This window comes from Paracrocinitomix mangrovi (assembly GCF_019740355.2).
GTDB lineage: Bacteria > Bacteroidota > Bacteroidia > Flavobacteriales_D > Crocinitomicaceae > Paracrocinitomix > Paracrocinitomix mangrovi.
Genome location: NZ_CP091819.1, coordinates 456,705 through 482,932 on the forward strand (window position 1 = coordinate 456,705; position 26,228 = coordinate 482,932).

General features: G+C 35.8%; 22 protein-coding genes. 11 read left to right on the forward strand and 11 right to left on the reverse strand.

Annotation, left to right across the window (positions count from 1 at the left end; all coding sequences use genetic code 11):
• The first annotated feature begins 56 nt into the window (after positions 1-56).
• The 3 genes from K6119_RS02035 (at position 57) to K6119_RS02045 (ending at position 4,814) form a co-directional block, all read left to right on the forward strand.
• Complete coding sequence (locus K6119_RS02035) at positions 57-608, forward strand: NADPH-dependent FMN reductase (protein WP_221834075.1); 552 nt, start codon at positions 57-59, stop codon at positions 606-608.
• On the forward strand, positions 605-1,303 hold the full coding sequence (locus K6119_RS02040) for a pirin family protein (protein WP_221834073.1): 699 nt from the start codon (positions 605-607) through the stop codon (positions 1,301-1,303). The genes K6119_RS02035 and K6119_RS02040 overlap by 4 nt, the downstream gene beginning before the upstream one ends.
• Before the next feature lie 112 nt (positions 1,304-1,415).
• Complete coding sequence (locus tag K6119_RS02045; RefSeq protein WP_221834072.1) at positions 1,416-4,814, forward strand: caspase family protein; 3,399 nt, start codon at positions 1,416-1,418, stop codon at positions 4,812-4,814.
• Here K6119_RS02045 and K6119_RS02050 read toward each other — a convergent pair whose 3' ends face one another.
• Positions 4,815-5,864, reverse strand: coding sequence for a hypothetical protein (locus K6119_RS02050; protein ID WP_221834070.1), 1,050 nt, complete (start codon positions 5,862-5,864; stop codon positions 4,815-4,817).
• A gap of 101 nt (positions 5,865-5,965) precedes the next feature.
• Here K6119_RS02050 and K6119_RS02055 point away from each other — a divergent pair, with 101 nt between their 5' ends.
• Both K6119_RS02055 and K6119_RS02060 read left to right on the forward strand, forming a co-directional pair.
• Positions 5,966-6,265: a hypothetical protein gene (locus K6119_RS02055; protein ID WP_221834068.1), complete on the forward strand. Its 300-nt coding sequence runs from the start codon at positions 5,966-5,968 to the stop codon at positions 6,263-6,265.
• A 24-nt stretch (positions 6,266-6,289) separates the two neighbouring features.
• Positions 6,290-6,979: a queuosine precursor transporter gene (locus tag K6119_RS02060; RefSeq protein WP_221834066.1), complete on the forward strand. Its 690-nt coding sequence runs from the start codon at positions 6,290-6,292 to the stop codon at positions 6,977-6,979.
• A gap of 456 nt (positions 6,980-7,435) precedes the next feature.
• On the opposite strand, the gene K6119_RS02065 is transcribed toward K6119_RS02060, so the two are convergent.
• Complete coding sequence (locus K6119_RS02065) at positions 7,436-9,988, reverse strand: ATP-dependent Clp protease ATP-binding subunit (protein WP_221834064.1); 2,553 nt, start codon at positions 9,986-9,988, stop codon at positions 7,436-7,438.
• 403 nt (positions 9,989-10,391) lie between these two features.
• On the opposite strand from K6119_RS02065, the gene gyrA reads away from it, so the two are divergent.
• The 3 genes from gyrA to K6119_RS02080 all read left to right on the forward strand — a co-directional run bounded on the left by gyrA (position 10,392) and on the right by K6119_RS02080 (position 14,893).
• On the forward strand, positions 10,392-12,920 hold the full coding sequence (gyrA, locus tag K6119_RS02070) for a DNA gyrase subunit A (RefSeq protein ID WP_221834062.1): 2,529 nt from the start codon (positions 10,392-10,394) through the stop codon (positions 12,918-12,920).
• A 161-nt stretch (positions 12,921-13,081) separates the two neighbouring features.
• The gene (locus K6119_RS02075) at positions 13,082-14,284 is read left to right on the forward strand and encodes a tetratricopeptide repeat protein (RefSeq protein WP_221834060.1); all 1,203 of its coding nucleotides are present in this window, start codon (positions 13,082-13,084) and stop codon (positions 14,282-14,284) included.
• Positions 14,285-14,359: 75 nt separating this feature from the next.
• The gene (locus tag K6119_RS02080; protein WP_221834058.1) at positions 14,360-14,893 is read left to right on the forward strand and encodes a GNAT family N-acetyltransferase; all 534 of its coding nucleotides are present in this window, start codon (positions 14,360-14,362) and stop codon (positions 14,891-14,893) included.
• Here the strand turns inward: K6119_RS02080 and K6119_RS02085 are convergent.
• Positions 14,888-15,574 (reverse strand): RluA family pseudouridine synthase, encoded by a 687-nt coding sequence (locus tag K6119_RS02085; protein ID WP_221834056.1) that lies wholly within the window; start codon positions 15,572-15,574, stop codon positions 14,888-14,890. The genes K6119_RS02080 and K6119_RS02085 overlap by 6 nt on opposite strands.
• A 109-nt stretch (positions 15,575-15,683) precedes the next feature.
• On the opposite strand from K6119_RS02085, the gene K6119_RS02090 reads away from it, so the two are divergent.
• Entirely contained in the window at positions 15,684-16,220 is a 537-nt protein-coding gene (locus tag K6119_RS02090; protein ID WP_221834054.1) for an RNA polymerase sigma factor, read from the forward strand.
• Complete coding sequence (locus K6119_RS02095; RefSeq protein ID WP_221834052.1) at positions 16,217-17,464, forward strand: hypothetical protein; 1,248 nt, start codon at positions 16,217-16,219, stop codon at positions 17,462-17,464. The genes K6119_RS02090 and K6119_RS02095 overlap by 4 nt, the downstream gene beginning before the upstream one ends.
• A gap of 110 nt (positions 17,465-17,574) precedes the next feature.
• On the opposite strand, the gene K6119_RS02100 is transcribed toward K6119_RS02095, so the two are convergent.
• The 4 genes from K6119_RS02100 to K6119_RS02115 form a co-directional block, all read right to left on the reverse strand.
• The gene (locus tag K6119_RS02100; RefSeq protein WP_221834051.1) at positions 17,575-17,967 is read right to left on the reverse strand and encodes a DUF7793 family protein; all 393 of its coding nucleotides are present in this window, start codon (positions 17,965-17,967) and stop codon (positions 17,575-17,577) included.
• Positions 17,968-18,121: 154 nt separating this feature from the next.
• The gene (locus tag K6119_RS02105; RefSeq protein ID WP_221834049.1) at positions 18,122-18,493 is read right to left on the reverse strand and encodes a DUF7793 family protein; all 372 of its coding nucleotides are present in this window, start codon (positions 18,491-18,493) and stop codon (positions 18,122-18,124) included.
• Between the two features lie 106 nt (positions 18,494-18,599).
• A complete protein-coding gene (locus tag K6119_RS02110) occupies positions 18,600-18,989 on the reverse strand; it encodes a DUF7793 family protein (protein WP_221834047.1) in 390 nt (129 codons plus the stop codon).
• A 58-nt stretch (positions 18,990-19,047) separates the two neighbouring features.
• Positions 19,048-19,464 carry a DUF7793 family protein gene (locus K6119_RS02115; protein WP_221834045.1) on the reverse strand — a complete coding sequence of 139 codons (417 nt, stop codon included), beginning with the start codon at positions 19,462-19,464 and terminating at the stop codon, positions 19,048-19,050.
• A gap of 103 nt (positions 19,465-19,567) precedes the next feature.
• Here K6119_RS02115 and K6119_RS02120 point away from each other — a divergent pair, with 103 nt between their 5' ends.
• Positions 19,568-19,861: a hypothetical protein gene (locus K6119_RS02120; RefSeq protein WP_221834043.1), complete on the forward strand. Its 294-nt coding sequence runs from the start codon at positions 19,568-19,570 to the stop codon at positions 19,859-19,861.
• Here K6119_RS02120 and K6119_RS02125 read toward each other — a convergent pair.
• From K6119_RS02125 to K6119_RS02140, 4 genes are all read right to left on the reverse strand, one after another.
• Positions 19,858-20,253, reverse strand: coding sequence for a DUF7793 family protein (locus K6119_RS02125; protein WP_221834041.1), 396 nt, complete (start codon positions 20,251-20,253; stop codon positions 19,858-19,860). The genes K6119_RS02120 and K6119_RS02125 overlap by 4 nt on opposite strands.
• Before the next feature lie 81 nt (positions 20,254-20,334).
• A complete protein-coding gene (locus K6119_RS02130) occupies positions 20,335-21,702 on the reverse strand; it encodes an FG-GAP repeat domain-containing protein (protein ID WP_221834039.1) in 1,368 nt (455 codons plus the stop codon).
• 285 nt (positions 21,703-21,987) lie between these two features.
• Positions 21,988-23,535, reverse strand: a complete 1,548-nt coding sequence (locus K6119_RS02135) for a DEAD/DEAH box helicase (protein WP_221834037.1) — start codon at positions 23,533-23,535, stop codon at positions 21,988-21,990.
• Positions 23,536-23,543: 8 nt separating this feature from the next.
• A complete protein-coding gene (locus K6119_RS02140) occupies positions 23,544-26,225 on the reverse strand; it encodes a hypothetical protein (RefSeq protein ID WP_221834035.1) in 2,682 nt (893 codons plus the stop codon).
• Between the last annotated feature and the right edge of the window lie 3 nt (positions 26,226-26,228).

Below are 26,228 nucleotides of genomic sequence, written 5' to 3' on the forward strand. Positions count from 1 at the left end.
TATAATCCGAAAGATATGTGATAGCTTTGCGTCAAATAGTTTGAAAGGATTAAATAATGAAGAAAATACTGTTGTTTGCCGGAAGTAATAGTTCAACATCTATAAATAGAACGTTGATAGAGTATACTTTAGGTTTAATTGAAGGATTTGAGTTAAATCATATTGATTTAAGAGATTTTGATATTCCTATGTTCAGTCAGGACCTGGAAAAGTCAGAGGGTTTGCCTCAAGGTATTTTAGAATTACTAAAGTTGATTGATGAGGCAGATGGAATCATAATCAGTACTCCTGAACATAATGCAATGATGCCTGCATTTTTTAAGAATGTTATAGATTGGTTGAGCAGGATAACACTGCATTTAGAGAGGACAGAAAAATATTTGAATGATAAAAAGTTATTTATCATGTCAACATCAGCAGGTCGTGGTGGTGCAGCAAAATCATTAGCATTACTAAAAATGTTGGTGGATAGAGGAGATGGTGAGGTGGTTGCAGAATTTTCATTGCCCTCATATAATCATACATCTAATGATGGTGTAATAACAGATGCGGAATTGAAAGAACAGCATCAAGAACAATTAAGACATTTTTTGGAGGTAATATCATGAAAACATATCACATTAAATCTATTGAAAGAGGAAGCGCAGACTATGGATGGTTAAAAGCTAACTATATGTTTAGTTTTGCGAATTACTATAATCCAAATCAAATGGGATTTGGGTCGTTGAGAGTGTTGAATGATGATGTAATCCAAGGTAAGACAGGTTTTTCGGAACATCCGCATCAAAACATGGAAATCATTACTGTTCCTATTGCCGGAGCTTTGAGACACAGAGATAGTATGGGAAATGAAGGGGTGATTAAAAGTGGGGAGGTACAGGTGATGTCTGCAGGAACCGGTGTTTATCATTCTGAATTTAATGATATTGCTGATGTAACTAACATATCTCAAATTTGGGTAATCCCAAATAAAAATAATGTGGAGCCCAGGTATGATCAAATTTCGTTTTCTTTTGATGCTAACAGCTGGCAACAAATTGTGAGTCCAAATCCTGATGATGAAGGTTCATGGATTCACGCTAATGCCTGGTTTCATCATGGAGTATTTGATAAAGGAGAACTTACGGCTTATCAGTTCAATGATAAGGAGAATGGTGTTTTCATCTTTCTGATTGAAGGTGAAATTGAAGTGAATGGTGAAAAGATTGAAAAGAGAGATGGGTTTGGAGTGCATGATACTGAGGGTTTTGACATTAAGATAATGGAGGATAGCAGAATTCTACTCATGGAAGTGCCTCTTTAATGATGTTGATTGGATGTAAAACTTGTTAATATTTCCTTGATTTTCATAGGGATAAAAGATTTGTATTGGATATTCAATCCGTATATTTGATATGAATCTCAATTATCCGGTTATGCAAAGGTTGCTATTGTCTTTTGTTGTATTGTTGTCATTTTATCAAAGTACAGCTCAAACCAAATATCCATTAGAAACAATTCTCCAAAAAGGGCATGCAAAGTATGTTACTTGTGCAGATTTTCATCCTTCAGGAAAATATGCTGTTACAGGAGGTTTTGATAATGCCATCATTTTGTGGAATGTTCAAACTGGTAAAGAAATCAGAGTCTATAACAGGCATTCAGCTCCTATTTGGTCTGTTGAATTTAGTCCAAATGGAGAAGAGATTTTATCAGCCAGTCAAGATCACTCAGTAAAGCTTTACAATGTAATCAATGGTCATTTGATTAGAAGTTGGGAGTTTCCAAATCAAGACATCAGACAGGCTTATTTTAGTCCTGATGGTAAAAAGATGGTTACTTACTCTCGTGATGAAATGAAAATCTATGATGTTAAAACAGGGGATTTAGTAGGGGAATACAAAAAGAATTACAGTGCTTTTTACATGCATAATGTTATCAATAATCAAGGAGATAAGGTGTTAAACACAAGTGGTTATAAAGGAGCTGAAATTTATAACCTAAATACAGGAGACACCATTTTACACATTCCTTTTGATAAGGTTTTTGAAATGTCTTTCAGTCCTGATGGTTCCAAGGTGTTATTGTCGTCTTCTAAGTTGTTTGCTAAGATTTTTGATGCTAATACCGGAAAAGTAATAGCGGATTTAACTGATCCTGATTCAGAAGAGCGTTGTGATGGTTGTAACACTAAGCACGCCTGGAGTAACAATAGTGATTTTGTTGTTACTATGTCAAATAAGGTAGATGCAATTCTCTGGGATGCCAATTCGGGTAAAAAGCTTAGATCTTTTAATGATAATAGAGATCGTCCTTCCAATATGGTTTTTTCACCAAATGATGACTATGTAGTAATTAATGTGGATGAAACAATCTTTGCTTACCATGTAAAATCAGGTAAAAAAACCATGGAGGTAAAGTCTGAAAAGGTTGACTATTATGAAATTAACTTCAGTGTTGATGGTAAATCTATCATTCTTCCGGGTGAAAATAATACAGCTGCCATTTGGGATGTTACTACAGGTAAAAAAGTCTCAACTTTAGGTGGGTACCTGAATAAGGATCGAGATGATGGTTTGCGTTATAGTTATGACAATTGGACAGAAGAAGGAATCCTGGAATACATTAGTATGAAAAGAGGTTTTGCTTTGAGTCCTAATGGTGAGCACCTTGTAATTGGTGGTGTAGATTCAACAGCATTAATGATTAATGTAAAGACAGGTAAAGTAGAAAAAGAGTTTAAGGGGCACAGTAAGGTGGTGATTGCATATGATTTTTCACCTGATGGCAAAACAGTAGCAACTGGCTCAGGGGACAGAACTATCAAGCTTTGGGATGTTGAAAGTGGTAAGCTAAAAGAAACCTTAAAAGGACATAGAAACTTGGTTTTTGATCTTTCATTTAATAGTGATGGTAGCAAAATAGCTTCGGCAAGTTGGGATGGAACAATGGCTATTTGGAATTTGGATAATGGAGAATACAGGATGAAAGATATGGGAGGAAACTCTCCTTATTGCATTGGTTTCTCTCCTAATGATTTGTATGTAGTTACCGGGGATCTTAAAAATAGATTCGAATTTTGGGAGCAAGATGCTATGGAAAGCTTCAGGAATTTAGTGGGGAATACAGATGTTGTCGGTAGTTATGATTTCAGTCCGGATGGTACACAATTAGTGACTGCATCTTGGGATGGAAAGGTGAAAGTGTGGCATACTTTGAGTGGGATGCTTCAGGCTAGAAATTCAAATCACCATGCGCCTGCATACAGTGTGGCTTGGGATCCCAAGGGCAGATTCATTGCTTCAGGTGGAGCTGATAATAATGTAATTATCTGGAATCCTGAAACAAATGAAGTGTTAGCGACTTTATATGGACATAATAATCCTGTTACTGACCTTGCTTTTACGGCGGATGGAAAAAAGTTGATTTCATGTAGCAATGAAGGTATGATTAAGGTGTGGGATTTAGCCACCTACACGGAGGATTACTCAAGAATTCAAATTTCAAGAGATCAATGGTTGTCTACAACAGCTAATGGTTATTTTGATGGTTCATCTAAAGCTTTAGGTTTAGTTAATTATGTATCTGGATTAGAAGTTGTTCCGGTAAGCTCATTATTTGATAAATATTTCTCTCCTGGCTTGATTAAAAGATTAAGTGAAGGAGAAACTTTTAATGATACAGGTGAACGAATTGGAGAGCTTATAGAAAGTAGCCCATTGATTGCATTCCATTTAACTGAATCTAAGCAAAGAGCGATTCCTGTTGCCAATGATTCAGTTTATAAATGGAAGAAAGATAAATTGCCATTAGGAATTGAAATCAATAGTCAGGATGTGGCTCTTTCAGAAATCAGAATCTATAATAACGGAAAGCTTGTGATTTCAGAGTCTTTGGATAAGGAAATTGTTTTTAGAGGAGGGGATAAAGATATTAGAACCTATGAAATTCCTTTATCTGATGGAAGAAATGAGATATCAGGGATTGTAATCAATAAAAACCGAACTGAATCAGCTCCTAAGCAAGTGGTTGTTGATTTTGATGGGGTGGCGGCACAAACTGAATTGTACATCCTTACTATCGGTATTAATGATTACAAAAACCCTAAGTACAACCTGGATTTTGCTGTCAATGACGCAAGTGCTTTTTCAAAGGCAATTGTGAAAGGTGGAGATACCTTGTTTAATGCAATTCATGACTACAGCATAACAAATGACAAGGCTACAAAATCTGAGATCACTCGCGTGATGCAAGAGATTAAAGAAAAAATTGGACCTGAAGATGTATTTGTGTTTTATTATGCCGGTCACGGAGTAATGGGGTATGCAGAAAAGCCTGAAGACGCAGATTTTTATATCGTTACACATGATGTTACCAATCTCTATGGTGATGTAGAAATGCTCAATAATAAAGCTCTTTCTGCAAAAGAATTAATGCAGCTTTCAATGGAGGTGTCAGCTGAAAAACAATTGTTTATTTTGGATGCTTGTCATTCGGGAGGAGCCTTGAATTCCTTAGCTACTAGAGGTGATGGAAGAGAAAAGGCTTTGGCGCAATTGGCGCGTAGTACCGGAACATTTTTCTTAACAGCTGCTCAGGATGCGCAATATGCAAATGAAGTAGGGAACTTAAAGCACGGTTTGTTTACTTATGCAATTCTAGAGGTGTTAGAAGGGGATAAGGGAGATAATGGTGATTCAAAAATCACAGTAAACGAGTTAAAATCTTACGTTGAAGATAGAGTTCCGGAATTATCAGAAGAATTTAGAGGTTCTCCTCAATATCCAACTTCTTACAGTTTTGGTCAGGATTTCCCAATTGTATTGATTAAATAATTAATCGTTCAACCAGGCGATAAACTTTTGCCAAATCCCTTTAGGAGCTTGTTCCTTAGCTTTTTTAGCTTGCTCTTTCTGAGATGGTTTATTGTTTTTCTTTTTCTTCTTGCTAGGAGTCTGAGCTTTAGCAGCTACATTCTCTTCGTAGTGACGCTTTTTCTTATTTCTGATAGCTTCTTCACGCTCACGTCTTTCTTTTTCCGCAAGACTTTTACGTCTGTTAGCCTTTTGTTCAGGAGTAAATCTGTATTCTCCTTTAGCGTTTTTATAAATTGAATGTTCTTCTTCCTCTTCTTGGTTCTCTATAACTTCTGAAGCGTCATTAACAACTGACTTTACAGATGTATCAGATGGTTGATCCATAGCAGCATCTAGTTCTGCAAAAATGGCTTCTTTCTCTTCTGAGTCTGTAGATGTAAGCATGTCAGGAAACTCTGAAGTATCTACATCACCATCTAATTGATCAATTTCATTTTCAATAGCATCTACAGTTGGTAAAGCTTCCGGTTCTGGAAGTTTGTCTTCAGGTAACTCAATTTTACCTACAACTTTTAATCCTTCTAATTTTTCAACTTTAGCTGAAATCAATTCTGCTTCACGGTCTACTTCAACTTCTTGAAAATTACCGATATTGTCTTCTTCAACTTCTTTTCCTTCGCTATCGTAATCAATGCTTACAACTTTCTTTGGAGCAGCCTCTTTAGTAGTTTCAGCAACTGTTTCTTCTTGTACAGGAGTTTCTTTTACTTCAGGAATTTCAACTACTTCGTCTTTCACTTCTTCTTCAGCTATCTCTTTTAAGCTGTCAATATCAATGTCAACGCTTTCGTCAATTGGAATTTCAACCACCGTTTCTTTTTTAGGAGCTTCAACTACAACTTCTTCCTCTTCTTCTTTTGCAAACTCCTGTAAAATAGCATCTACTTGTTCGTCTTCAAGCTTTACATTTGGATCATTATCCAGCTCAAGATCAAACTTCTTTTTGATGAATGCTCTAATGTCGGATGGTTTTTCTTGAACTTTTCTTGCGATTTGTGCCAATCTCATTTCAATTCCTTTTTTCCTTTTGCAGGCACAAATATAAATGAACTTTGGCTTTTTATTGGTTCATTTTGCAACTAATGCTAACATATTTTTGTTAGATAAGTATGAAACCCGATAAAAACGATCAATGTTCACTCTGTGAAAGAGAGAAGGAGTTGAGCTTTCATCACCTTATTCCAAAGAAAATGCATAAAAAGAAACAAGTGATTAAGGCGTTTTCGGATATTGATTTTGATCATTATGGAATTTGGGTTTGCACAGACTGTCACAAAGAGGTACACAGATTGTTTGATCATGAAGTTTTGGCGTATCACTTAAATACGTTGAAAAAGTTAAAAGAAAATGAAGAAATGCAAAAGTTTGTCAAATGGGTAAGTAGGCAAGATAAAAAAGTAAAAAGGTGAGATATTACTATCTTGCAAAACCAGATGGATAAAAGCAAACTAAAACAGGCGAGATTACTTTATTTGTTACTGGCAGGAGTGTTTATTTCACTGTTGGTTTCTTGTAATCTCATATTTCTGAAATTTATAGATATTGATTTTGGATTTACAGTGGTGCCAATCTCTGTGGGATTACTTCCTTATCCATTGACATTTTTAGTGACTGATTTGATCTCAGAAATTTTTGGAGAAAAAAGAGCGAATGATGTTGTGAAAGTAGGCTTAGTTTGCGCTTTATTGGTAATTGGCTTCACTTATTTAGCAGATCAAGTTCCGGCAGGGAAGAGTACTGTTTTGTCTGATGCAGAATTTCATAAGACATTTGGTTTGGCAGGAGTTTCAGTGACGGCTTCAATGTTAGCCTATTTGTTGGCACAATTTATAGATATCAAAATCTACCATTTTTGGAAACGTAAAACAGAGGGGAGAATGTTGTGGCTGCGAAATAACTTCTCTACTTTTTCTTCTCAAATTATTGATACACTCACCATAATGCTACTGTTGTGCACTTTTGGAGCAATTCCCTGGGATCAATTTCAATACCTGGTGTTAGGAAGTGTTATTTATAAATTGATTGTAGCCCTGGCAGATACTCCTTTTTTGTACCTCTTTGTTTATTTGATAAAGCGTCACTTCAACTTAGAGCGCAATGAAGAAATTGATCTGGATGCTTAATTGGTAGTTTCTTTTATTTCCTTTAACCGTACCCATTCAACGCAGTAAAGTATAATCAAACATGGTAACCAAAGGAAAAGCACGAGCATTCCTAAGCCCGGAGCTATGTCCACCGCAAAACTGGTTGAAAAGTATGCCATTAACCAGCACAATCCGGAAACTAACAGTGAGTATAGTTTCAATATACCTCTCAAGTAGTAATTTTTAACCACCATTGTAAAAGGCCAAATTAAGTAGAGGCTAATTATTGGGTAAGAAATTAATAAATCCTCTTGCCAAAGATAGATTCTGTGCCATTCTAAATCACTAAGCTCTGTTCCAGGGTAAAATGAGTAGTAGAGGGGTAAGGAAATAAATAGGATAAGCAAAATAGCAAATGTTACTCTGAGTAGTTTTATGATGGTAATTTGCTTCATACTATAAAAAAAGCCACGCTATTAACGTGGCTTTTCAATATTAAGAATCACTGTTCTTTTCTTCTTTTTTGGCTTTTCCTTTGCCTTTATCAATTTTAATCTTGATAGATTCATTTTTCTTGTCAAGATCAATTGTGATTGTATCACCTTCAACTAAAGAAGCGTTAATGATCTCTTCTGCTAATGGATCTTCAATGTATTTTTGGATCGCTCTTTTAAGAGGTCTTGCTCCAAACTTCTCATCATATCCTTTATCAGAGATGAAATCTTTAGCCGCTTTGGTGATTTTCATTTCGTATCCAAGCTCATGAATTCTTCCATAAAGCTCTTTCAATTCGATTTCAATAATCTTATCGATATCTTCTTTCTTCAATGAGTTGAACACGATCATGTCGTCAATTCTGTTCAAGAACTCAGGAGAGAATGCTTTTTTCAATGCATTTTGAATCACTTTTTCAGTGTTTTCAGATTCCTGTTCTTTTTGAGATTTAGTTCCGAATCCAACTCCGGTTCCAAAATCTGCCAATTGACGTGCACCAATGTTTGATGTCATGATTAAGATGGTGTTTTTGAAATCAATCTTTCTACCTAAACCATCTGTCATGTGTCCATCATCCAATGCTTGCAATAACATGTTGAATACATCAGGATGCGCTTTCTCAATCTCGTCTAACAAGACAATAGAGTAGGGCTTTCTCCTTACTTTTTCAGTTAACTGTCCACCTTCTTCGTAACCAACGTATCCCGGAGGTGCTCCAACTAATCTTGAAACTGAGAATTTCTCCATGTATTCTGACATGTCAATTCTGATCAATGCATCTTCAGAATCAAACAATGTTTTAGCTAATACTTTTGCTAATTGTGTTTTACCAACTCCTGTTGGTCCTAAGAAAAAGAATGAACCAATTGGTTTGTTAGGATCTTTTAATCCTGCTCTGTTTCTTTGGATAGCTTTAACCACTTTAGCAACAGCTTCATCCTGTCCAATCACTTTCCCTTTGATGGTATCACCAAGGTGCATGATTTTTCCTGTTTCGGACTCAGATACTTTTTGCAATGGAATTCCTGTCATCATTGAAACCACTTCAGCCACGTGTGACTCTGTTACAGTGATTTTATGTGCTTTGGAATCTTCTTCCCATTTCTTTTGTTCTTTATCTAGCTGTTCTAGCAATTTCTTTTCAGTATCACGCAATTCAGCTGCTTTTTCATACTGCTGACTCTTGATGACATTTCCTTTTTCTTCTTTGATGTCTTCAATGCGTTTTTCTAAATCAACAATTTCTTTAGGAACGTTGATATTGGTGATATGAACTCTTGATCCAACTTCATCTAAAGCGTCAATTGCTTTATCTGGTAAGTTTCTGTCAGAAATGTATCTATCAGTCAATTTAACACAAGCTTCAATTGCTTCAGGAGTGTATGTTACTGAATGATGATCTTCATATCTTTCCTTGATATTGTTAAGGATTTGTACTGTTTCATCAATAGTAGTTGGCTCAACCAATACCTTTTGGAATCTTCTTTCTAAAGCTCCGTCCTTTTCAACATATTGTCTGTACTCGTCCAGTGTGGTAGCTCCGATTACCTGGATTTCACCTCTCGCCAGGGCCGGTTTAAACATGTTTGAAGCATCTAATGATCCAGAAGCTCCTCCGGCACCAATGATGGTGTGAATCTCATCAATGAATAAGATAATGTCTCTAGACTTCTCTAATTCATTCATAACGGCTTTCATTCGTTCTTCAAACTGTCCACGGTATTTTGTTCCCGCTACTAAAGAAGCTAAATCCAAAGAGATGATTCTTTTACCGAACAATACTCTGGAAACTTTCTTTTGAACAATTCTTAAAGCCAAACCTTCTGCAATGGCAGATTTACCAACTCCTGGTTCACCAATTAGGATAGGGTTGTTCTTTTTTCTTCTTGAAAGGATCTGAGATACTCTTTCAATTTCGTTCACACGTCCTACGATAGGGTCAAGCTTGTTTTGCTCAGCCATAGCCGTTAAATCTCTTCCAAAGTTGTCAAGAACCGGAGTTTTTGATTTGGAATCTGAACGCTTAGAACTTCCTCCCGAACCGTAGTTAGTACCTCCTCCTTCCGGATTGTCATCTGCTGTGTCACCCGGAAATTCGGCTTTAGGATAATTTTGTTCTTCAAGCATAGCTTCTAATTCTTCTTTTACGTTTTCATAAATCACTCCATATTTATTTAATATGCGAGTGGCAATATTGTTTTCTTCTCTTAAAATCGCCAATAAAATATGCTCAGTGCCTACTTTGGCGCTTTTAAATAGTTTAGCCTCCAGATAAGTAATCTTTAATACTTTCTCTGCTTGACGAACCAAAGGAATATTGTTTGCGGTAATACTTTTTACACGCGTTTCTTTTAATGTCTTTTCTAATTCTACTCTAATCTGAGCTAGATCCACCTGAAACTCCTTTAAAAGTTTGATAGCCAAACCTTCTCCTTCTCGCAAAATTCCTAATAGAATATGCTCGACACCCAGGTAATCATTGCCCAATCTCAGCGCTTCCTCTCTGCTGTAAGAGAGAACATCTTTAGCTCTTGCTGAAAAATTTGCATTCATATAATAGTTTGTCGTATGCTGGTGGAATTACTTAAACCCCACGTATTATTAATAATATAACAATATTACAAGTTAATTTGTTACAGTAACCTCAATGGTAACTGAACTAAAAATACTCGATAAATATCACAATTTCAAAAATAACAAGAACAAATTCTATTCCGATTGTTAATAAAGAGTTTTTTATGCCACTTTTTGTTAATAAGTCGACATATTGACATGACAATTTTTCCTTTTAGATTGTGTATTTTCGACCCTTGTAAATGCGCAAACGGTGCTGAATGTTCACTTTGTTGAATGCCACAGAAATACACGCTTTGTGATACAGTACCATAAGTCTTTGCACGACAAGCATTTCAACCATGAAATTTATTTATATAAAAAGTAAAACAAACCAATTTATATGGCAGAGGGAGAGAAAATAATCAAAATCAATATTGAGGATGAAATGAAGTCCGCCTACATTGATTATTCAATGTCGGTAATTGTTTCCAGAGCACTTCCGGATGTAAGAGACGGTTTTAAACCCGTTCACAGAAGAGTGTTGTACGGAATGCAAGACTTAGGAGTATTCTCTAATCGTCCTTATAAGAAATCAGCTAGAATTGTGGGGGATGTGCTTGGTAAGTACCATCCGCATGGCGACTCATCAGTATATGATACTATGGTGCGTATGGCGCAACCTTGGTCTTTGAGATATCCTTTAGTGGATGGTCAAGGAAACTTTGGTTCTGTCGACGGAGATAGTCCTGCAGCAATGCGTTATACGGAGTCTAGACTGCAGAAAATTGCAGAAGATATGTTGGCTGATTTGGACAAAGAAACTGTTGATTTTGCTCCAAACTTTGATGACTCCCTTCAAGAGCCTACTGTATTACCTACAAAAATACCTAATCTTTTAGTTAATGGAGCTGCAGGTATTGCAGTAGGTATGGCTACTAATATGCCTCCTCACAACTTAACAGAGGTTGTTGAAGGAACAATTGCTTATATCGATAATAGAGATATTGAGATTGAGGAATTGATGCAATATATTAAAGCGCCAGATTTCCCAACCGGAGCAACTATTTATGGTTACGAAGGAGTGAAAGAAGCTTTTGAAACCGGTAGAGGTAGAGTAGTGATGAGAGGTAAAGCCTCAATTGAAGAGATCAGAGAAGGTAGAGAAGCTATTATTGTTCATGAAATTCCTTATCAGGTTAACAAAGCAGATATGATTAAAAAGACTGCTGAGTTAGTTAATGAAGGAAGAATTGATGGTATCTCAGATATTAGAGATGAGTCTGATAGAAAAGGAATGCGAATTGTTTACGAATTAAAGCGTGACGCAATTCCTAATGTAGTATTAAACAAATTATATAAGTACACTTATCTACAGACTTCATTTTCAGTTAATAACATTGCATTGGTAAATGGTAAGCCAGAGATGTTGAATCTAAAAGATATGATTCATCATTTTGTGGAGCACAGACACGAAGTTGTTACCAGAAGAACGCAATATGAATTGAGAAAAGCTGAAGAGAGAGCGCATATTTTAGAAGGTTTAATCATTGCTTCAGATAACATTGATGAAGTAATTGCATTGATCAGAGGATCTAAAAGCCCAGAAGAAGCGAGAGAGAAGTTAATTGCAAGATTTGAATTGTCAGATATTCAGGCCAGAGCAATTGTTGAAATGAGATTGAGACAATTAACAGGACTGGAGCAAGATAAATTAAGAGCTGAATACGACGAATTGATTGAGAAAATTGCTGATTTGAAAGATATCCTTGCTAACGAAAGCAGAAGAATGGATATCATCAAAACGGAATTGATTGAAGTAAAAGAAAAATACGGAGACGAAAGAAGATCTAATATTGAATACTCAGCTAATGAGATGAAGATTGAGGATTTGATTCCGAATGAAGAAGTTGTTATTTCTATCTCTCACGCAGGATATATTAAGCGTACAGCATTGAACGAATACCGCGTTCAAAGTAGAGGAGGAGTTGGAGCAAAAGGAGCTGCAACAAGAGATAAAGATTTCTTAGAACACTTATTTGTATCTACTAACCACAACTGGTTATTGATCTTTACAGAAAAAGGTAAGTGTTTCTGGATGAGAATATTTGAAGTGCCAGAAGGTGCTAAAAATGCAAAAGGTAGAGCATTACAAAACTTGATCAATATTGAGCAAGACGACTCTATTAAAGCATTTATTAATGTAGCTGACTTGAAAGATGAAGAGTACATCAAAGACAAGTACATTATTATGTGTACTAAGAAAGGTGTAATCAAGAAAACCAAGTTAGATGCTTACTCGAGACCAAGAACCAATGGTATTAACGCAATCGGAATTAGAGAAGGAGATGAGTTGTTAGAAGCTAAATTGACTAATGGAAGCATGGAAATCATGATGGCATTGAAGTCAGGGAAAGCTATCAGATTCAACGAGGAGAAAGTTCGTTTTATGGGAAGAACCGCTTCTGGTGTAAGAGGTGTTACCTTGGCAAGTGCTAAAGACGAAGTGGTAGGAATGATTTGCGTAGAGGGAGAAGATGCAAACGTATTGGTTGTATCATCAAATGGATACGGAAAACGTTCAGAAGTAGCAGATTATCGTGTTACTAACCGTGGAGGTAAAGGTGTTAAAACAATCAATGTTACTGATAAAACTGGTGAGTTGATCGCTATGAAAAACGTAACTGATGATGATGATTTGATGATCATTACTAAAAATGGAATTACGATTAGAATGCACGTGGATGAATTACGTGTAATGGGTAGAGCTACGCAAGGTGTTAAAGTGATCACATTGAGAAATAGTGATGAAATTGCTGCCGTTGCTAAGGTTTACAGAGATCGTGATGAAGAAGCTGCTGAAGGAGAAGAAGGAGAAACAAATGACGCAGAAGGAACAGCAGATAACAACTTAGGTAACGAAGAAGAATAAGTAATTGCCTTGATATTTAGTTTTTTCAATGGCAATCATTAAATTTGATCCCGACAAATCCGTCGGGATTTTTTTTAAGGCCAATTATTATGGCATAAAAATTGAACCTTGATTGTGGAATTAGAAAATTTTCGCATCAAAACAAAAAGAAATATTTAACAATGAAGAAGATATTACTTATAGCTGCAGTTGGAATCGTATCTGCGGCTTATTCGCAAAAAGGAAACACAAGTAGTGCCGGTATCGCATACGGAAACTACGAAAAAGCTTTTTTTAGCGGTGACATGGAAGAAGCTGCTGCAGAGTTAAAAGACGCTAAAGAGTTTATTGATAAATCGTATGTACACGAAGAAACTAAGGATGATCCTAAAACTTTGATGTATTACGGTAAAATCTATATCGCTATTCCTCAGGTTGCTGCGGTTAGTGGAGACGAAGTATTAAAAGCAGTTGACGGTGAAAAAGCTGTTCAAGACGGGTTTGCTGCTTTAAAAAGATCTAAAGAAGTAGATTCTAAAGGTAGATATCACAGTGATGTTGATGATTATTGTAATATGTACAGATCAATGTTGGCTAACCAGGGAATTAAATTCTACGAAGAAGAAAAATGGTTAGAAGCAATGGGAGGTTTAGTTGGAGCAGGTATGTTTGGAGAAGTGATGGGATTGTCTGATTCTATCTACTACTTCTATGGAGGTTTAGCTGCTTATAACATTGATTCAATGTCTACTGCTGCTGAAGCATTTTCTAAAACTTTAGAGTGGGGTTACCAACCAGGAACATCTGCTTATTACTATTCTCAAGCTTTGCAAAAGCAAGGAAAAACTGGTGATGCAGAGAAAATGTTGAAAGATGCAGTTGCTAAATATCCTAACAACAAGGATATCTTAATTGAAATGATCAATATCTACATTGATTCTGATAGAAAAGAAGAAGCGGTTCAAGCATTGAAAGATGCAATTGCTTTAGATCCTAACAATGCTCAATTAGCTTATACTGCCGGAACCATTTATGAAAACATGAATGATTTTGAAAATGCAGAAAAATCTTATTTGAAAGCATTAGAGTTGAATCCTAAAGATGCAAACATGATGTCTGCTTTAGGTGGTGTTTACTTTAACAAAGGAGCTGAGTTGAACAATGAAGCTAACAAGTTAGAGTTTGGAGATCCTAAATATGACGGAATGGTAGCTGAGTCTAAAGAATACTTTAAAAAGTCAATTCCTTACTTAGAGCAAGCTACTCAAGCTTCTCCTGATGATGTTAATTTCTGGATTGCATTAAAAGAAGCTTACGGAAAAGCCGGTGAAGTTGAAAAATTCAAAGAAGCGAAAGCAAAAGTAGCAGAGCTTCAAGCAAAATAATTAAGATCTAAGTATCTTTGAATCCTGATTTCCCAATGGAAGTCAGGATTTTTTTTGTTATTACAATTCAATCAGATGCTTACAGTATTTTCAGCTAAAGACTTTAGGTTGACAGAAGAGCAATTTGCAACCTTATATGACATCATTATTCACGCATATCGCGAGACAGAAAGTGAAATTTGGGGAGAAAATTATGTGCGGGTTAGTGAGCAGGAGTTTGGAGCTTGCATTGATAGAGACGAAATTCTAGTTGCTTTTTTAGATGGTAAAGTTGTGGGAGGAATCAGATATTTTCATTTGAGAGACAAAACCTGGACCTTTAGTTTGCTGGGAGCAGATTTTAACCAAAAAGGCAAAGGAATTGGTCGCGCTTTAATTGATGCGGTAGAGGAGAAGGTGAAAGAAAAAGGCGGAGATCGCATTCATATTGAGGTATTGCGTGCTGAAGATATTGATGTAGAATCAAAAAACATTCTGAGCAATTGGTATCAACGTTTGGGATATGATTTGGTAAAAACCATTGATGTATTTGAAGTGTATGATGATGCTGATAAATGGAATAAATTAGCCAACCCTTCTGTGTTTGATTGTTATTTGAAAGCTTTATAAGCTTATCCCCAAAACCTCCAAGTCTCTCTCCCAGAATTCGGGAAAATCTGCCATTGCAGTGAATGTTCCCTTAGTAGGATGCTCAAAAGTGATTGATTTTGCATGTAAGTACAGTCTTGAATGTCCAAATTTGGCTTCAAATGCGTGATTGTGATGCCTGTTGCCATATTTGGAATCCCCAATAATTGGATGCGCTATTTTATTCATGTGTTTACGCAATTGATGGGTTCTGCCTGTTTTTGGAATGAGTGATACCAAACTGTATCTGGCAGTAGGATAGGGCTCAACCTCCATTTCAACCTCTGTTTGTTGCAAGCATTTCAATAATGTCAATGCCTCTTGGTAGTTGCCTCTGTCATTTTTAACCGGTGAATCTATGGTTAATTCATCCGGAACAAATCCTCTTACCAATGCATTGTATTCTTTGGTGATGGATTGATCTGTAAACTGATTTTGATAGTAAACAGCTGTTGCTACATCTTTAGCAACCATCAATACTCCTGAGGTTTTTCGATCTAATCTGTGAATTGGATGAAGCTTGATAGGAAAAGTTTTACGCAATAGCTGTAAAAGACTTTCTTCGGTTATATTCCTGGCGTAATGCGAATGGTGAGTCAACAGATTGGCAGGTTTATTTACCACAATCAAATTGTCATCCTCATAAATTATCAGGCCGTTCATCATCTTGCGAAACTACTTTAAAAAGTAATTGCACCATCTTTTTTTCAATTGATGTAACTTTTTAGTTGTAATTGACACTTACCTATTAAATAGGGAAACTTTCCTTTTGATGGATAAAAAGAAACAAGAAGAATTTTTAAAGCTGTATGAACCCATACATGACAGATTCGAAAGATTCTGTAGAGCTCGTGTGTATGGTGACATGGACTATAAAGATTTGATGAATGAAACTTTGTTAAAGGCCTATCAAAAATTTGATACGCTCAGAAACAAACAAGCATTCTTATCTTTTTTATTTAGCATTAGTGTTAGAATCCTGGCCAATAACAATCGCAAAATCAAAGAAAGTGTTACGGATATTGATGTAGCAAATCTTCAGCTAAAGGATCATCACAATGAAGCTGACAAAAGTGCTGAGATTTATATGCTACATAAGGCTTTGGCAATGTTGCCGGATGAGCAAAGAGAGAGTATCATTTTATTTGAAATTAGCGGATTCAGTATCAAGGAAATAGCAAAGATTCAATCAGCATCTGAAACGGCGGTAAGGCAAAGATTGAGAAGAGGAAGACTGAAGTTGCGAGAAATTTTAATGCCGACTGTAGTTTCTGTGAATGCTAATAAAACAGGGGAGGACAAGCTATGAATGAGGAACAAAAATTAGATCAGTTGTTTGCACTTGCTAGAGAACAAGCGCCGGAAGTGTCTTTTGATGAAACTAAAAAACGCTTTTTAGGAGCTGCTGTACTTGCTGCCGGAGGAGTTTTGGCCACTAAGGGAATTATCAAATTATTGACAACTAAAAAATGGATCATTATGATTAGTGGAATTACTGTAATTACGAGCGGTGCAGTGGTAGCAACAAGCCTAATGTCTTCAGGTGAAGAGATTGTTGCAGAAAACCGTTTGATTGAAAACAACAATTTAGTAACATCTGTATTGACAGATTCTGTTGCTATAGAAGAACAGATGGTGGAAGAGCAAATGGTAAATAAAGAAGATACTTTTGTTTACACCCCAAACAATGCATTTGTAGCACCTGTTGATATTACTGAATTAGAAGTAATAGCATTGGCGCCTCAACATCAAGAAATACCAATGATTGCCTTTGTGGATGACGATACCAATAAGGTAGTGAAAGCAAAGGATGAAGATTACACCAATAAATACGTAATCACCAGAAAAACTACAGAAGCCGAATTTGATGCGATTAAAAAATCTGCAGAAGAAGCCGGTATTGACTTTAGTTATTCAGTTAAATCATCTGATGATAGACTAGACAAGTTCTCTATTCATATGAAAATGAAGCATAAAAGAGAAGATGGCAAATACAATAGATGTACTGCTAATTACCAAATTGACTATGAAGATGATGATGCAGATGACAGCAGATTTGTATTTGGTTGGTTGGCAGATGATGATGGAAAAGCTGTTAAATTCAGATCGGGTGAAAAATCAAACATAAACAGAGGACCTGATTGCAATTGCGGCGGAATAATTGAGATTCCTGAAATTCCTGAGGTTCCAAACTTTGAATTTGACTTTGATTTCAGTGATTTAAATTTTGCAGATTCAATTTGTATTGAGATTCCGGATGTTGATTTCACGTTCAATTATGACGGAATGCATTTAAATAGAATTCCGGGTGGTACCAGTACATTGGTGATTGATTTAGAAGGTTTAAATGAAAGCATGCGTGAACTGCAAAAGGACCTGGATCAAATGAACAAGGATCTACAAGAAGAAACCAAAGAGTTGCTGCAAGAGGTGAATGAAGAACTAAAGAAATTACAGAAAGAGTTAGAGGAGGAGATGAAAGAAATTGAAAAGGATTTAGAAGAGCAAAAGAAAGCAGAAGAGGAGAAAAAACGCGAAGAAGAAAAAGAATAAGAATTGAAAAAAGCCTATAATTTAAGCGCTAAGTAGTATATAGTAACCTTCATGGTATCAAGGCTTTTTCATTAAGCAGGGAGGAACAGTAAAATGTTCCTCTTTTTATTTTAAAACTGATTAACCCATTCAACAGCATCTTCTAAATTATCAAATGCTTTAAGGGGATGATTTCTTTTTCTAAGTTTTGAATAAACAGTGAAAAGAATTTTTTGAGACAGGGCAGGAATCACATAAGCTTCAGCTTTGGCCGGTCTTCCTTTTAATTGCACTAATTCTCTAGCTTGTCTGGTAATGGAAACGTATGATTCACAATGTATAATTCGTTTTACATTGCTATCCACTTCAAGTATATCATGAAGTTCAAATCCCAATTCGATTTCTTTTTCACCTATTTCTTGATTCTCAAAGTAGCGCATGTAAATGATGTCGTCTTCTAAAAGACAACCGCTAAACTTCTCAAATGTAAGAGGTTCAGAAACCGGAGTAGATGCTAGTGCCATTAAATGCTAATTTAAACCCTTGCTTGAACACTTTTCTTAATATTAGTTTAAGTGCAGTATTCAATCTATAGATACCTGAAATACAGTTAGGTTGTAAAATGAGCCTTGAATGATATAAACAATTTGGTTAGTTTATCAACATTTAAAAAGTTAATCATCTATCTCTCAACCATTCAAGTGCTTCTTCGCGGTTACTAAAAGATTTTATAGGGTATTTGTGTTTTCTGAATTTGGAGTAAAAGCGGAACAAAATGCGTTGTCCCAGGCTGTTAATGACAATGGCTTCTGCAATGGCCCACTGGTCTCTGTTTTCTGCAAATCTTCTGGCGTCATTATTAATGATAGTGTTAGCCGGAAATTCAATTAAAACTTTAAGTGGATTGCCAGTATCTGTAACCGCTAAATATTGCTCAACCGGTATGTGAATATCCTCCACATCTAAGACCAAATCATCTTGATATTCTACCACGAAAATTTGATCGTGAGTGAGGTACACACGAGAAGTTTTATTAATGAATTCCTTCATCTTAATTGATTGAGCTAATAGGTTGCTTAAATCGAAGATAAGAAAAATATACCAAACTGGTAGATTATTTGGTAGGCGGTATTTTTAAATTATTATTCGGGAAAAACTAAAATTGTGACACCCAATTAAATGCCTCTTCATATGACTGAAAAATCTTAAAAGGGTGGGGCTGTTTGCGAAACATAATGTAGAATTTCAGTAATAATCTTTGAGCCAAACTGTGAAAAATGGCAGCTTCTGCTACACAAACAATATTTAAAGATTCGGCATGTTTACGAGCTGCAGCTGTGGCAGTAGAGTATTTGCCAAATTCTGAAATAGCTTTTAAATTCTTATTACCATTGGCCAATTCATAGCAAGCAGCCAAACTGGCATCAAAGTCTTCAGGCTCAATAACGGCGTTTTCATGATAATACACAAAGACGATATTATCTGCCACCATTTTTACGGTAGAATTCTCGTTTTTAATCGTCTTATTTTGTAGTGTTTCAATCATTTAAGCATAGAAATGTTTGCTAAATCAATTTAATAAAATTTAACGCGCGAAAAGAATTTTATTGATGTAAGTCGTATGTTTTCAGCCAATTAACCGCATCTTCTCGATAAGTGAATATTTTTGAAGGATGGTTTTGCTTTCTGAAAAGGAGGTAAAAACGAATGAGTAATCGTTGTGGTAATCCATAAAACACAATAGCCTCTGCAATACAATCTACCTGATGATCTTCCGCCCATTTTCTGGCTGCGGCTGTAGCAGTGGTATAAGTAGGGAATTCAACCAAGAATTTTAAGGGTTTATCTTCTGACCATTTCAAGTAAACAGCCCTGGTTTCTTCAAAATCACTTATTTCAATGGTGATGTCTGTTTTATAAAGCACGTAAAAAATCTCCTCATCAATTAATTGAATATAGGCATTAGTGGTACGTGTTTCTTTAGAAACATTACCACGCTTTAGATGGGAGGTAGTAGCCATAAAAGTGGATTGAAGATAATTTTAATTTTGATTAATGATGTGAAAATCAAAGGCTAATTTTGGATTTAGCTTATCTTAAAGATGGATTATTGAATTGTACAGCATGTTCAAAGTGAAGGTTTTGATAGTTTTTACATTGGTTTTATTGACTTCGTGTTCAATAAGCATCCGCCAATACGCCAAAGCCGCCAAAGATTTATCTGATTGTGTGGGAGGTGTAAAAATGCCGGCAGATGAGTTTTGTGTTGAATGGAACAGTAAATGGGCTGATGCCAGAGAGAAAATGGACAAGCGTTTAGAAGGATTAAAATCTAAAAACCTGAGTAAATATGAACGTTTAAAGCATAAAGTAGAGGAGGTGGACTCCAATTTTGTAAGATCTACAAAGATTTATTAAATCTCTTTAATCCATTTAAAAGCATCATCATAGGTTACGAATATCTTGAAAGGATGCTGGTTTCTGCGAATCATGGTATAAAACTTCAAGAGTAACCTTTGCGCCAAACTTTCAAAAATGATAGCCTCTGCTACAGGATGAAATTTAATTTGCTCGGCGCGTCTACGACCATTGGTGGAAACTGTACTGTATTTAGTAAGTTCAGAAATTACTTTAAAATCCTGGCCTTGAGTAAGCTTCATAATGGCATCATATGCTTCGTCTAAATCTTCAGGCTCAAGCACTGAATTCTCATGATAACGAACATACACAACATTATCAGCTACCAGTTTTACGATAGATTTTTTGTTGTGAACAACGCTAAGTGATTTAGACAGAGTTGCTTCGTGCATTAATTAAATATAAGCCAATTATCCGGATAAACAAATTTTGTATTGAAAATACAAGCTATTAATAAATAGAAGATTAAACTATTAAAGAGGAGGGAAGAGTACCGCATTAGCCAGCTGATGGCCTGTATTTTCAGACCACCACAATTGATCATCTTCTGCAAAAATGAGGATGTCTAAATCTCCGTCCCGGTCAACATCTGTGGTTAATAAACCTTGTTGAGTGGAACCGCTTTCCATTAGTATTTGATCTTTAAACGTTCCGTCTGCTTGTTGTTCACAGTAAACAATGCCAAAAAATGCATTTATTATAAAATCTGATCTCTTGTCATTATTGATGTCTACCATATGCATATCATTGGCATCATAAGGTCCACCGGCAAAAACTCTTTTAAATCCACCGTTAGGCAAACCATAATAACAGATAATCAATTCTCCTGCGGTAACAATGTCCAAAACCTTGTCATTGTTGATGTCTGCCACCTTAAAATAGTCTGGAGTAAGCCAAGATTGGTAAAATTCTACGGCATCATTATACTGTAACAAACTGTACTCATCCTTTGAAAATATGGGACCACCGTAGAGAAGGAGTGAGTCCTTTTGCAACAATTCCCTTGATTTTTCCCAGGATCCTTCATTTGTTTGATAATAAATGTAGCATTGATCATCACTGTGAACAAACACATCTAATAAATTATCCTTGTTAAAATCAGCCGCTAAACGATATTCAAAATCTCTTCTAAGTTGTATACTATCAAGTATTTGCACTGAATCAATTAAAGTAAAATCGTAAAACAATACGTTTTTGTTTTCATTGCGGCCAAATAGGGTTTGCGGACCATTGTTATAATAGATGCCATAGGTCCATATTTTACCAAAATAATCTATTTCTAAGGTCTGTAAATTGGGTGTGGGTTCTGAGAAATCAAGGAAATAGTTAATGATGCTGTTTCCTTTTTTTTGATAGGCCGTTATCAGCTTTTGAGAATGGGAGAATTGTTGATCAGCATTGGGGAATTTTTTAGTGATTAATTGACGATTACCGTATTTACCCTTGCCAAGGTTGGTAAAGGAATAAAGCTTTTTTTTACGCAAGGCAATAATGTCCGTTTGCTGGTCATTGTTTACATCACAAAGGTGTACAATGGTGTATTTAGGTTTTTTGGTATTAAGTGCCTCAATTATTTCAAAAGTGCCGTCATTGTTGGTGTTAAAGCTGTTGATATAAGCTTTGGTATTGCGTGTGTAGGATTTTTTATCCGGATTTAAATCGTATACCTTAAAATAAGACGATCGTTCAACAATTAAATATTTTCCTGTAGCTGTATTAAGATGCTGAAAATTTAATTGATATTCATTAAAAGAATATTGTTGCTCATTAAATGTCACAAAATTTTGCGCCAAGCCAAAAGTTGGAAGGAATAACAAAATATACAGGAGTTTTTTAATCATGTTTAAATATAAGAATAGTGAATAAGGATATTGTTTGTTTTGTTTTAAATGAACGAAAAGGGGAAGTAAAAGTAACAAGACACAATAAAGCTCAGATAAGAATCGTATATATTCTATTTAACATAATATATATTATAAGATGAATTAGTCAAAATCTCCATATTCACAGAATCCTCTAGAATTAAATATTCTGGGTAATTGTACAGTTTTGATGTTTTTATGCGATTCTCAGGGAGAAGATTATGTCCAAAATATTCTTGCAGTTTATTAACTGAAGCTTTTTTTTTAAGGAGTTCTCATCTTACATTCAAACGATTCTTCTTGACCGTCTTCATAATATTTCAGCTGAAAGTTTCGCTCGTTTTTACAATATTTGATCGCAAACATTTGCAGATGAGCCGCATCTTCTGCAATTTCTTTATCATTGGACAAATGATCTATAATTGCTTCCGAAACAAACATGATAAATTTACTTTTGGCTCTAGTCAGGCTTACGTTAAATCTTCTTGGATCTAGAATAAACGACTCTTCTGAGCCAACAAAATCCTTATCTGAGACGGAATAACTCGCAATTATTAGATCTCTTTCTTGGCCTTGGAACCTATCAACTGTATCAATAAAGCCAGCCTCTTCGATTTCAATATCGGAGCTTAACAAAAGATTTTGAATTTGTGACCTCTGAGCTCTGTGTGGTGTCACAATCCCAATCCTTTTTTGAACGAATTCTGAATTTTCCAATTGGCCGGTAAGAGATAATTTGTAAAGGCTTGTAAGCCCGGCGGTCATTTGTGATTCAAATTGATTAGACACTGTATGAATTGAAGCCGGATAAGTGATTACTACTATAGGTTTTGTTGGATCTAGAATATCCAAATATTTGTCATTCCATATTAAACTATCAGGCCAATCAGTTGGGCAAGATTCAGGTAGATCAATTTCTAATTGGTTATCAGGATTTTGTGATGTCAAATTACCATTGTAAAATCTAGCATTCGGCCATTCATTTATGTACAAGTTACTTCTGTAATTATCAACTATGGTTTGAGGCGTGACCCCATGTGTTTCTCGCATAAAAGTGTATATGCAATCATATAGACCTTCAGAATGATCTTCCATTTGGAATCCGTGGATTGGCCCTAACTGTTTGTCATCACCTGCTAAAACTAAATGCCCTTCTTCTTTTAGATATAAAAAATAACCTGCAGCATGTTCTACCTTGACTTGAGAGGCCTCATCAATTAGTAATAAATCAAACCATTTTTTACTTTCCGCAGGGCTTCTCCTGTCGTTTTTTGATAAATTATAAAATTGCTTCCAAGTGCTTCCGCAAATAGAAATATTTACGTTTTGATCTAACCTGTCTTTCATTACGTCTGCGCTATTCGAGTAAACTATTAGATCCTCAATTTGATCATTATCAAATTGGGTTCCTGACTGAGACCTAATCCTTGCCACTGATACATCAATATTAAATTCCCCTATCAAATCTCTTCTTCTATTTAAAACATCAGAAATATCTACTAGTAAATTATCAATTGCGGTCCATGTGCTGGAACCAACACCAATATTTAATCCTATTCCATTTTGAATGGCATATTCAATCCAGCCAAGAACAATTGAGGCTAAAGTCGTAGTTTTACCCGTTCCCGGAGGACCCCATAGTAATGTAACTCTATTCTCAAAAGTGTAATTAAATACATTTTCTTGCGAAGGATTAAGAGGATTATTCAACACTGGTGAAACTGTTTCCAACAAAGCGCTCGGGTCAACTTCGAGAGTTACCTCTCCTAAATTTTGGTGATCATATATTAAACTGTATGCTGGTTCAGTCATTGTTGTATTTATCTTCTTCTAGTTCTACGAGGCGCCCTACCTCCTATTAATCTAAAGGCGCTTTCTATATCTGCACTTTCAAAATCTTTAAAAACAGGATCGATAACAAGTGGCTGATTCAAGTCAAGTATCCCCTGCTCTAGCCCGAAATTGAACATTTGACGATTGAATTCAGGTACTTGAATTATAACAAAAGGTGTTTCTGCGTTAGTGTTCAACTTTAAAATAGTTATTGAAAAAATCTGAGAAATCTTCATTCTAACTTTTCTTTCAGGATAGTTAATGCCATTATCATTCAATCTCTGAAGTGCTTCTTGAAAGGTCAATCCTAAGCCAGCATACCAATATTCATGTATACTTGATTCGCTATTTTCGTTTGAAATGCAACAAAGGAAATCACCTTCCTTCATTTTACAATCTCTGGAATCATCTGAAAATTCGAATGCATAAATGGTTTCACCAACAAGTGAGTCGTCCTCATCTCTCAATTCTTGAATTTGTATTTCAAAATCTTCAGTATTCTCAATAAGGCCCCTAATTGAAATAAACCTTGCTTCTTTTTCTTCAATCGGTAATGAAGTTGCATGCATGTTTTCAATCTCCCTCGTAATTGCATTTAACTTGTTGAATGTTACGAGATTTCTCGAAGTCTGAGGGACATTCATCTGTCTAGGATTTGCAGCAGAAAAAGGCGCCTTTTTTAATTTCAATTGATCACCACAATGTTCTCTTAATTTCATTACAACATTTTGAAGAGCTCTCAAATGAGTTTTTACGGCTCTCTTAATTCCTTCATAGATTTCATCTCTGGTGTACCGTAATCCACCATTCTGTTGAGAATGTTTCAAGAATACGTCATCTTTCCATAGTTCATATGCTCTTTCAAAAGGGATCTGGTCATTTAAAGGAGTCGAAAACCCAAAGGATTGAAAATACTTGAAGTTTTCTCCATCTTCATTTTGATTTGGAAAAAATGTATTAGCTGTTTCAATTAAGGTATAATCATGATAGATCGGTAACCCGACTAATTGTCTAACAACCTGTTTTACTATAGTTCCTGGTTGCGATTTGAAAGATTCCTGATCCGGTAAAACGCTATCAGGTGGAAAGAGTCTTATGAGCAGTTCAATTCTTTCAATGACATCCGGATGATCCATATGTCTTTCAATCATCCTTATAAATTGCTTTGATTCTAACTGGCTCCAAAAAAAAGCATGTACTCTCATTTTTCCAAATTGACTATCCCTTTCTCCCGCAGCTCTTCTTTGATTTCTTATTTCTTCATTATCTGTATTAGCTTCAAAATACCAGCTTGAAACGAGATCAATAAACTCTATTAGCCTATTTCTTTCTGTGTCTGGGTTCAATTGTTCGACTCTTTCAGTAATAAATACATGTTCATCAACAATAGGAGAATCTCCTTGATTTCGAGGAGGCTTAAAATAAACACGTTTCGCACCAAGAGCGAAAGTTATTCCTGATCCTGGATCAAAATGAACCGTTAGAAAAACACTCATGTCGACCCAATTCGGCATCAGTTGTGTTGTCCTTTCTGTCACAATTTTTGGTTCATTATCTATTATGGCGCTTACCCTTGCGTTTAAGGCTAATTCTTCAGCTTTTAATTGGTGATTTACAACCTTAGCATGTTTCCAAGTATCAGAATTGTTCGAAATGTTTGTGGATAAATCTGAACATGTATTAATCCCGGAGCTTCTTAATAAGTCCGCCTGCGTTTTATTAAGCCAGGGAATTTTTGATAAATGGTCATCATTTTCAGCCATGTCTTTACAATACCGCAAGTATTGACATAGTTGACATTTAGAGCTTACATGCCATCCAACGTCTATCGGTGGAGTTTCCAGAAGAGGAATCATTTTTTCGTCTAAAAATCTCCTGACATGAACCTCATAAACTTCAAATGGAACTGGGATTAATGTATCGTTTAGTGCAGCAAGAGTTGGGTTAGCATTCCCTTCTGCCTCAAATCGTCTAGTTAGATTTCTAAATTCGTTTACATCATGACTACCAGGCCAAATAAGACCTCTAGCGCTAACCCGATATTTATCGCTGAGATTATTTTCACGTATGAATGCATCTAACGCAAGCGCATAAAAAGTCACTTCAGTAAAGTGCTTTAATGACGCTTGAGCAGCCATTTTCACATCAATTATGTGCAGTTCATATTGTGGAGGGGGGTCATTATCAGTCTGAATTAAAGGAGCACCTGTATCATATTCTTGAATCCATATTATATCTGGAATAGCCTTTGAGGGTTCAATACCAAATCTAGTGTTTGCTTCAACTAATTTATCTGAGACGGACTGCGGAGTTGCAAAGCTCGCTTCAATTATTGCATTTGGCGGCGTATCCTGATTCAAGATATCTATAAGATTATTAATAGTTTTGAATTCTTTTACGCCAAGTCTTTCATTAATTCCTTCGTGTCTTTCAAAACTTACATTATCAGCCCCGTATCCCGCAATTATGTCTTCATATTTATCGATCTCCCATTTGTTCCCAGCTTCTTGCATTAATTGAACGCCTGGCCTACTTCCCAATGTATACCTATCCCCATCAATCTCTAGTTGTTCTTTTTCAGAATTGCTTGATAATTCAAATCTGAAAAACCTTTCACATTCAGTCTTAAATGTTTCTGCTAAAACTCTTTTGCTTAATCGTGGAGCCATAGA

Bases quoted from the DNA above. Each gene is read 5' to 3' on its own strand.
- K6119_RS02140 (WP_221834035.1), bottom strand. From the start codon at position 26,225: ATGGCTCCACGATTAAGCAAAAGAGTTTTAGCAGAAACATTTAAGACT.
- K6119_RS02050 (WP_221834070.1), bottom strand. From the start codon at position 5,864: ATGAGATTGGCACAAATCGCAAGAAAAGTTCAAGAAAAACCATCCGAC.
- K6119_RS02125 (WP_221834041.1), bottom strand. From the start codon at position 20,253: ATGCACGAAGCAACTCTGTCTAAATCACTTAGCGTTGTTCACAACAAA.
- K6119_RS02130 (WP_221834039.1), bottom strand. From the start codon at position 21,702: ATGATTAAAAAACTCCTGTATATTTTGTTATTCCTTCCAACTTTTGGC.
- K6119_RS02035 (WP_221834075.1), top strand. From the start codon at position 57: ATGAAGAAAATACTGTTGTTTGCCGGAAGTAATAGTTCAACATCTATA.
- gyrA (WP_221834062.1), top strand. From the start codon at position 10,392: ATGGCAGAGGGAGAGAAAATAATCAAAATCAATATTGAGGATGAAATG.
- K6119_RS02105 (WP_221834049.1), bottom strand. From the start codon at position 18,493: ATGAAGGAATTCATTAATAAAACTTCTCGTGTGTACCTCACTCACGAT.
- K6119_RS02135 (WP_221834037.1), bottom strand. From the start codon at position 23,535: ATGACTGAACCAGCATACAGTTTAATATATGATCACCAAAATTTAGGA.
- K6119_RS02065 (WP_221834064.1), bottom strand. From the start codon at position 9,988: ATGAATGCAAATTTTTCAGCAAGAGCTAAAGATGTTCTCTCTTACAGC.
- K6119_RS02080 (WP_221834058.1), top strand. From the start codon at position 14,360: ATGCTTACAGTATTTTCAGCTAAAGACTTTAGGTTGACAGAAGAGCAA.
- K6119_RS02075 (WP_221834060.1), top strand. From the start codon at position 13,082: ATGAAGAAGATATTACTTATAGCTGCAGTTGGAATCGTATCTGCGGCT.
- K6119_RS02115 (WP_221834045.1), bottom strand. From the start codon at position 19,464: ATGGCTACTACCTCCCATCTAAAGCGTGGTAATGTTTCTAAAGAAACA.
- K6119_RS02040 (WP_221834073.1), top strand. From the start codon at position 605: ATGAAAACATATCACATTAAATCTATTGAAAGAGGAAGCGCAGACTAT.
- K6119_RS02085 (WP_221834056.1), bottom strand. From the start codon at position 15,574: ATGAACGGCCTGATAATTTATGAGGATGACAATTTGATTGTGGTAAAT.
- K6119_RS02100 (WP_221834051.1), bottom strand. From the start codon at position 17,967: ATGGCACTAGCATCTACTCCGGTTTCTGAACCTCTTACATTTGAGAAG.
- K6119_RS02045 (WP_221834072.1), top strand. From the start codon at position 1,416: ATGCAAAGGTTGCTATTGTCTTTTGTTGTATTGTTGTCATTTTATCAA.
- K6119_RS02095 (WP_221834052.1), top strand. From the start codon at position 16,217: ATGAATGAGGAACAAAAATTAGATCAGTTGTTTGCACTTGCTAGAGAA.
- K6119_RS02090 (WP_221834054.1), top strand. From the start codon at position 15,684: ATGGATAAAAAGAAACAAGAAGAATTTTTAAAGCTGTATGAACCCATA.
- K6119_RS02055 (WP_221834068.1), top strand. From the start codon at position 5,966: ATGAAACCCGATAAAAACGATCAATGTTCACTCTGTGAAAGAGAGAAG.
- K6119_RS02110 (WP_221834047.1), bottom strand. From the start codon at position 18,989: ATGATTGAAACACTACAAAATAAGACGATTAAAAACGAGAATTCTACC.
- K6119_RS02120 (WP_221834043.1), top strand. From the start codon at position 19,568: ATGTTCAAAGTGAAGGTTTTGATAGTTTTTACATTGGTTTTATTGACT.
- K6119_RS02060 (WP_221834066.1), top strand. From the start codon at position 6,290: ATGGATAAAAGCAAACTAAAACAGGCGAGATTACTTTATTTGTTACTG.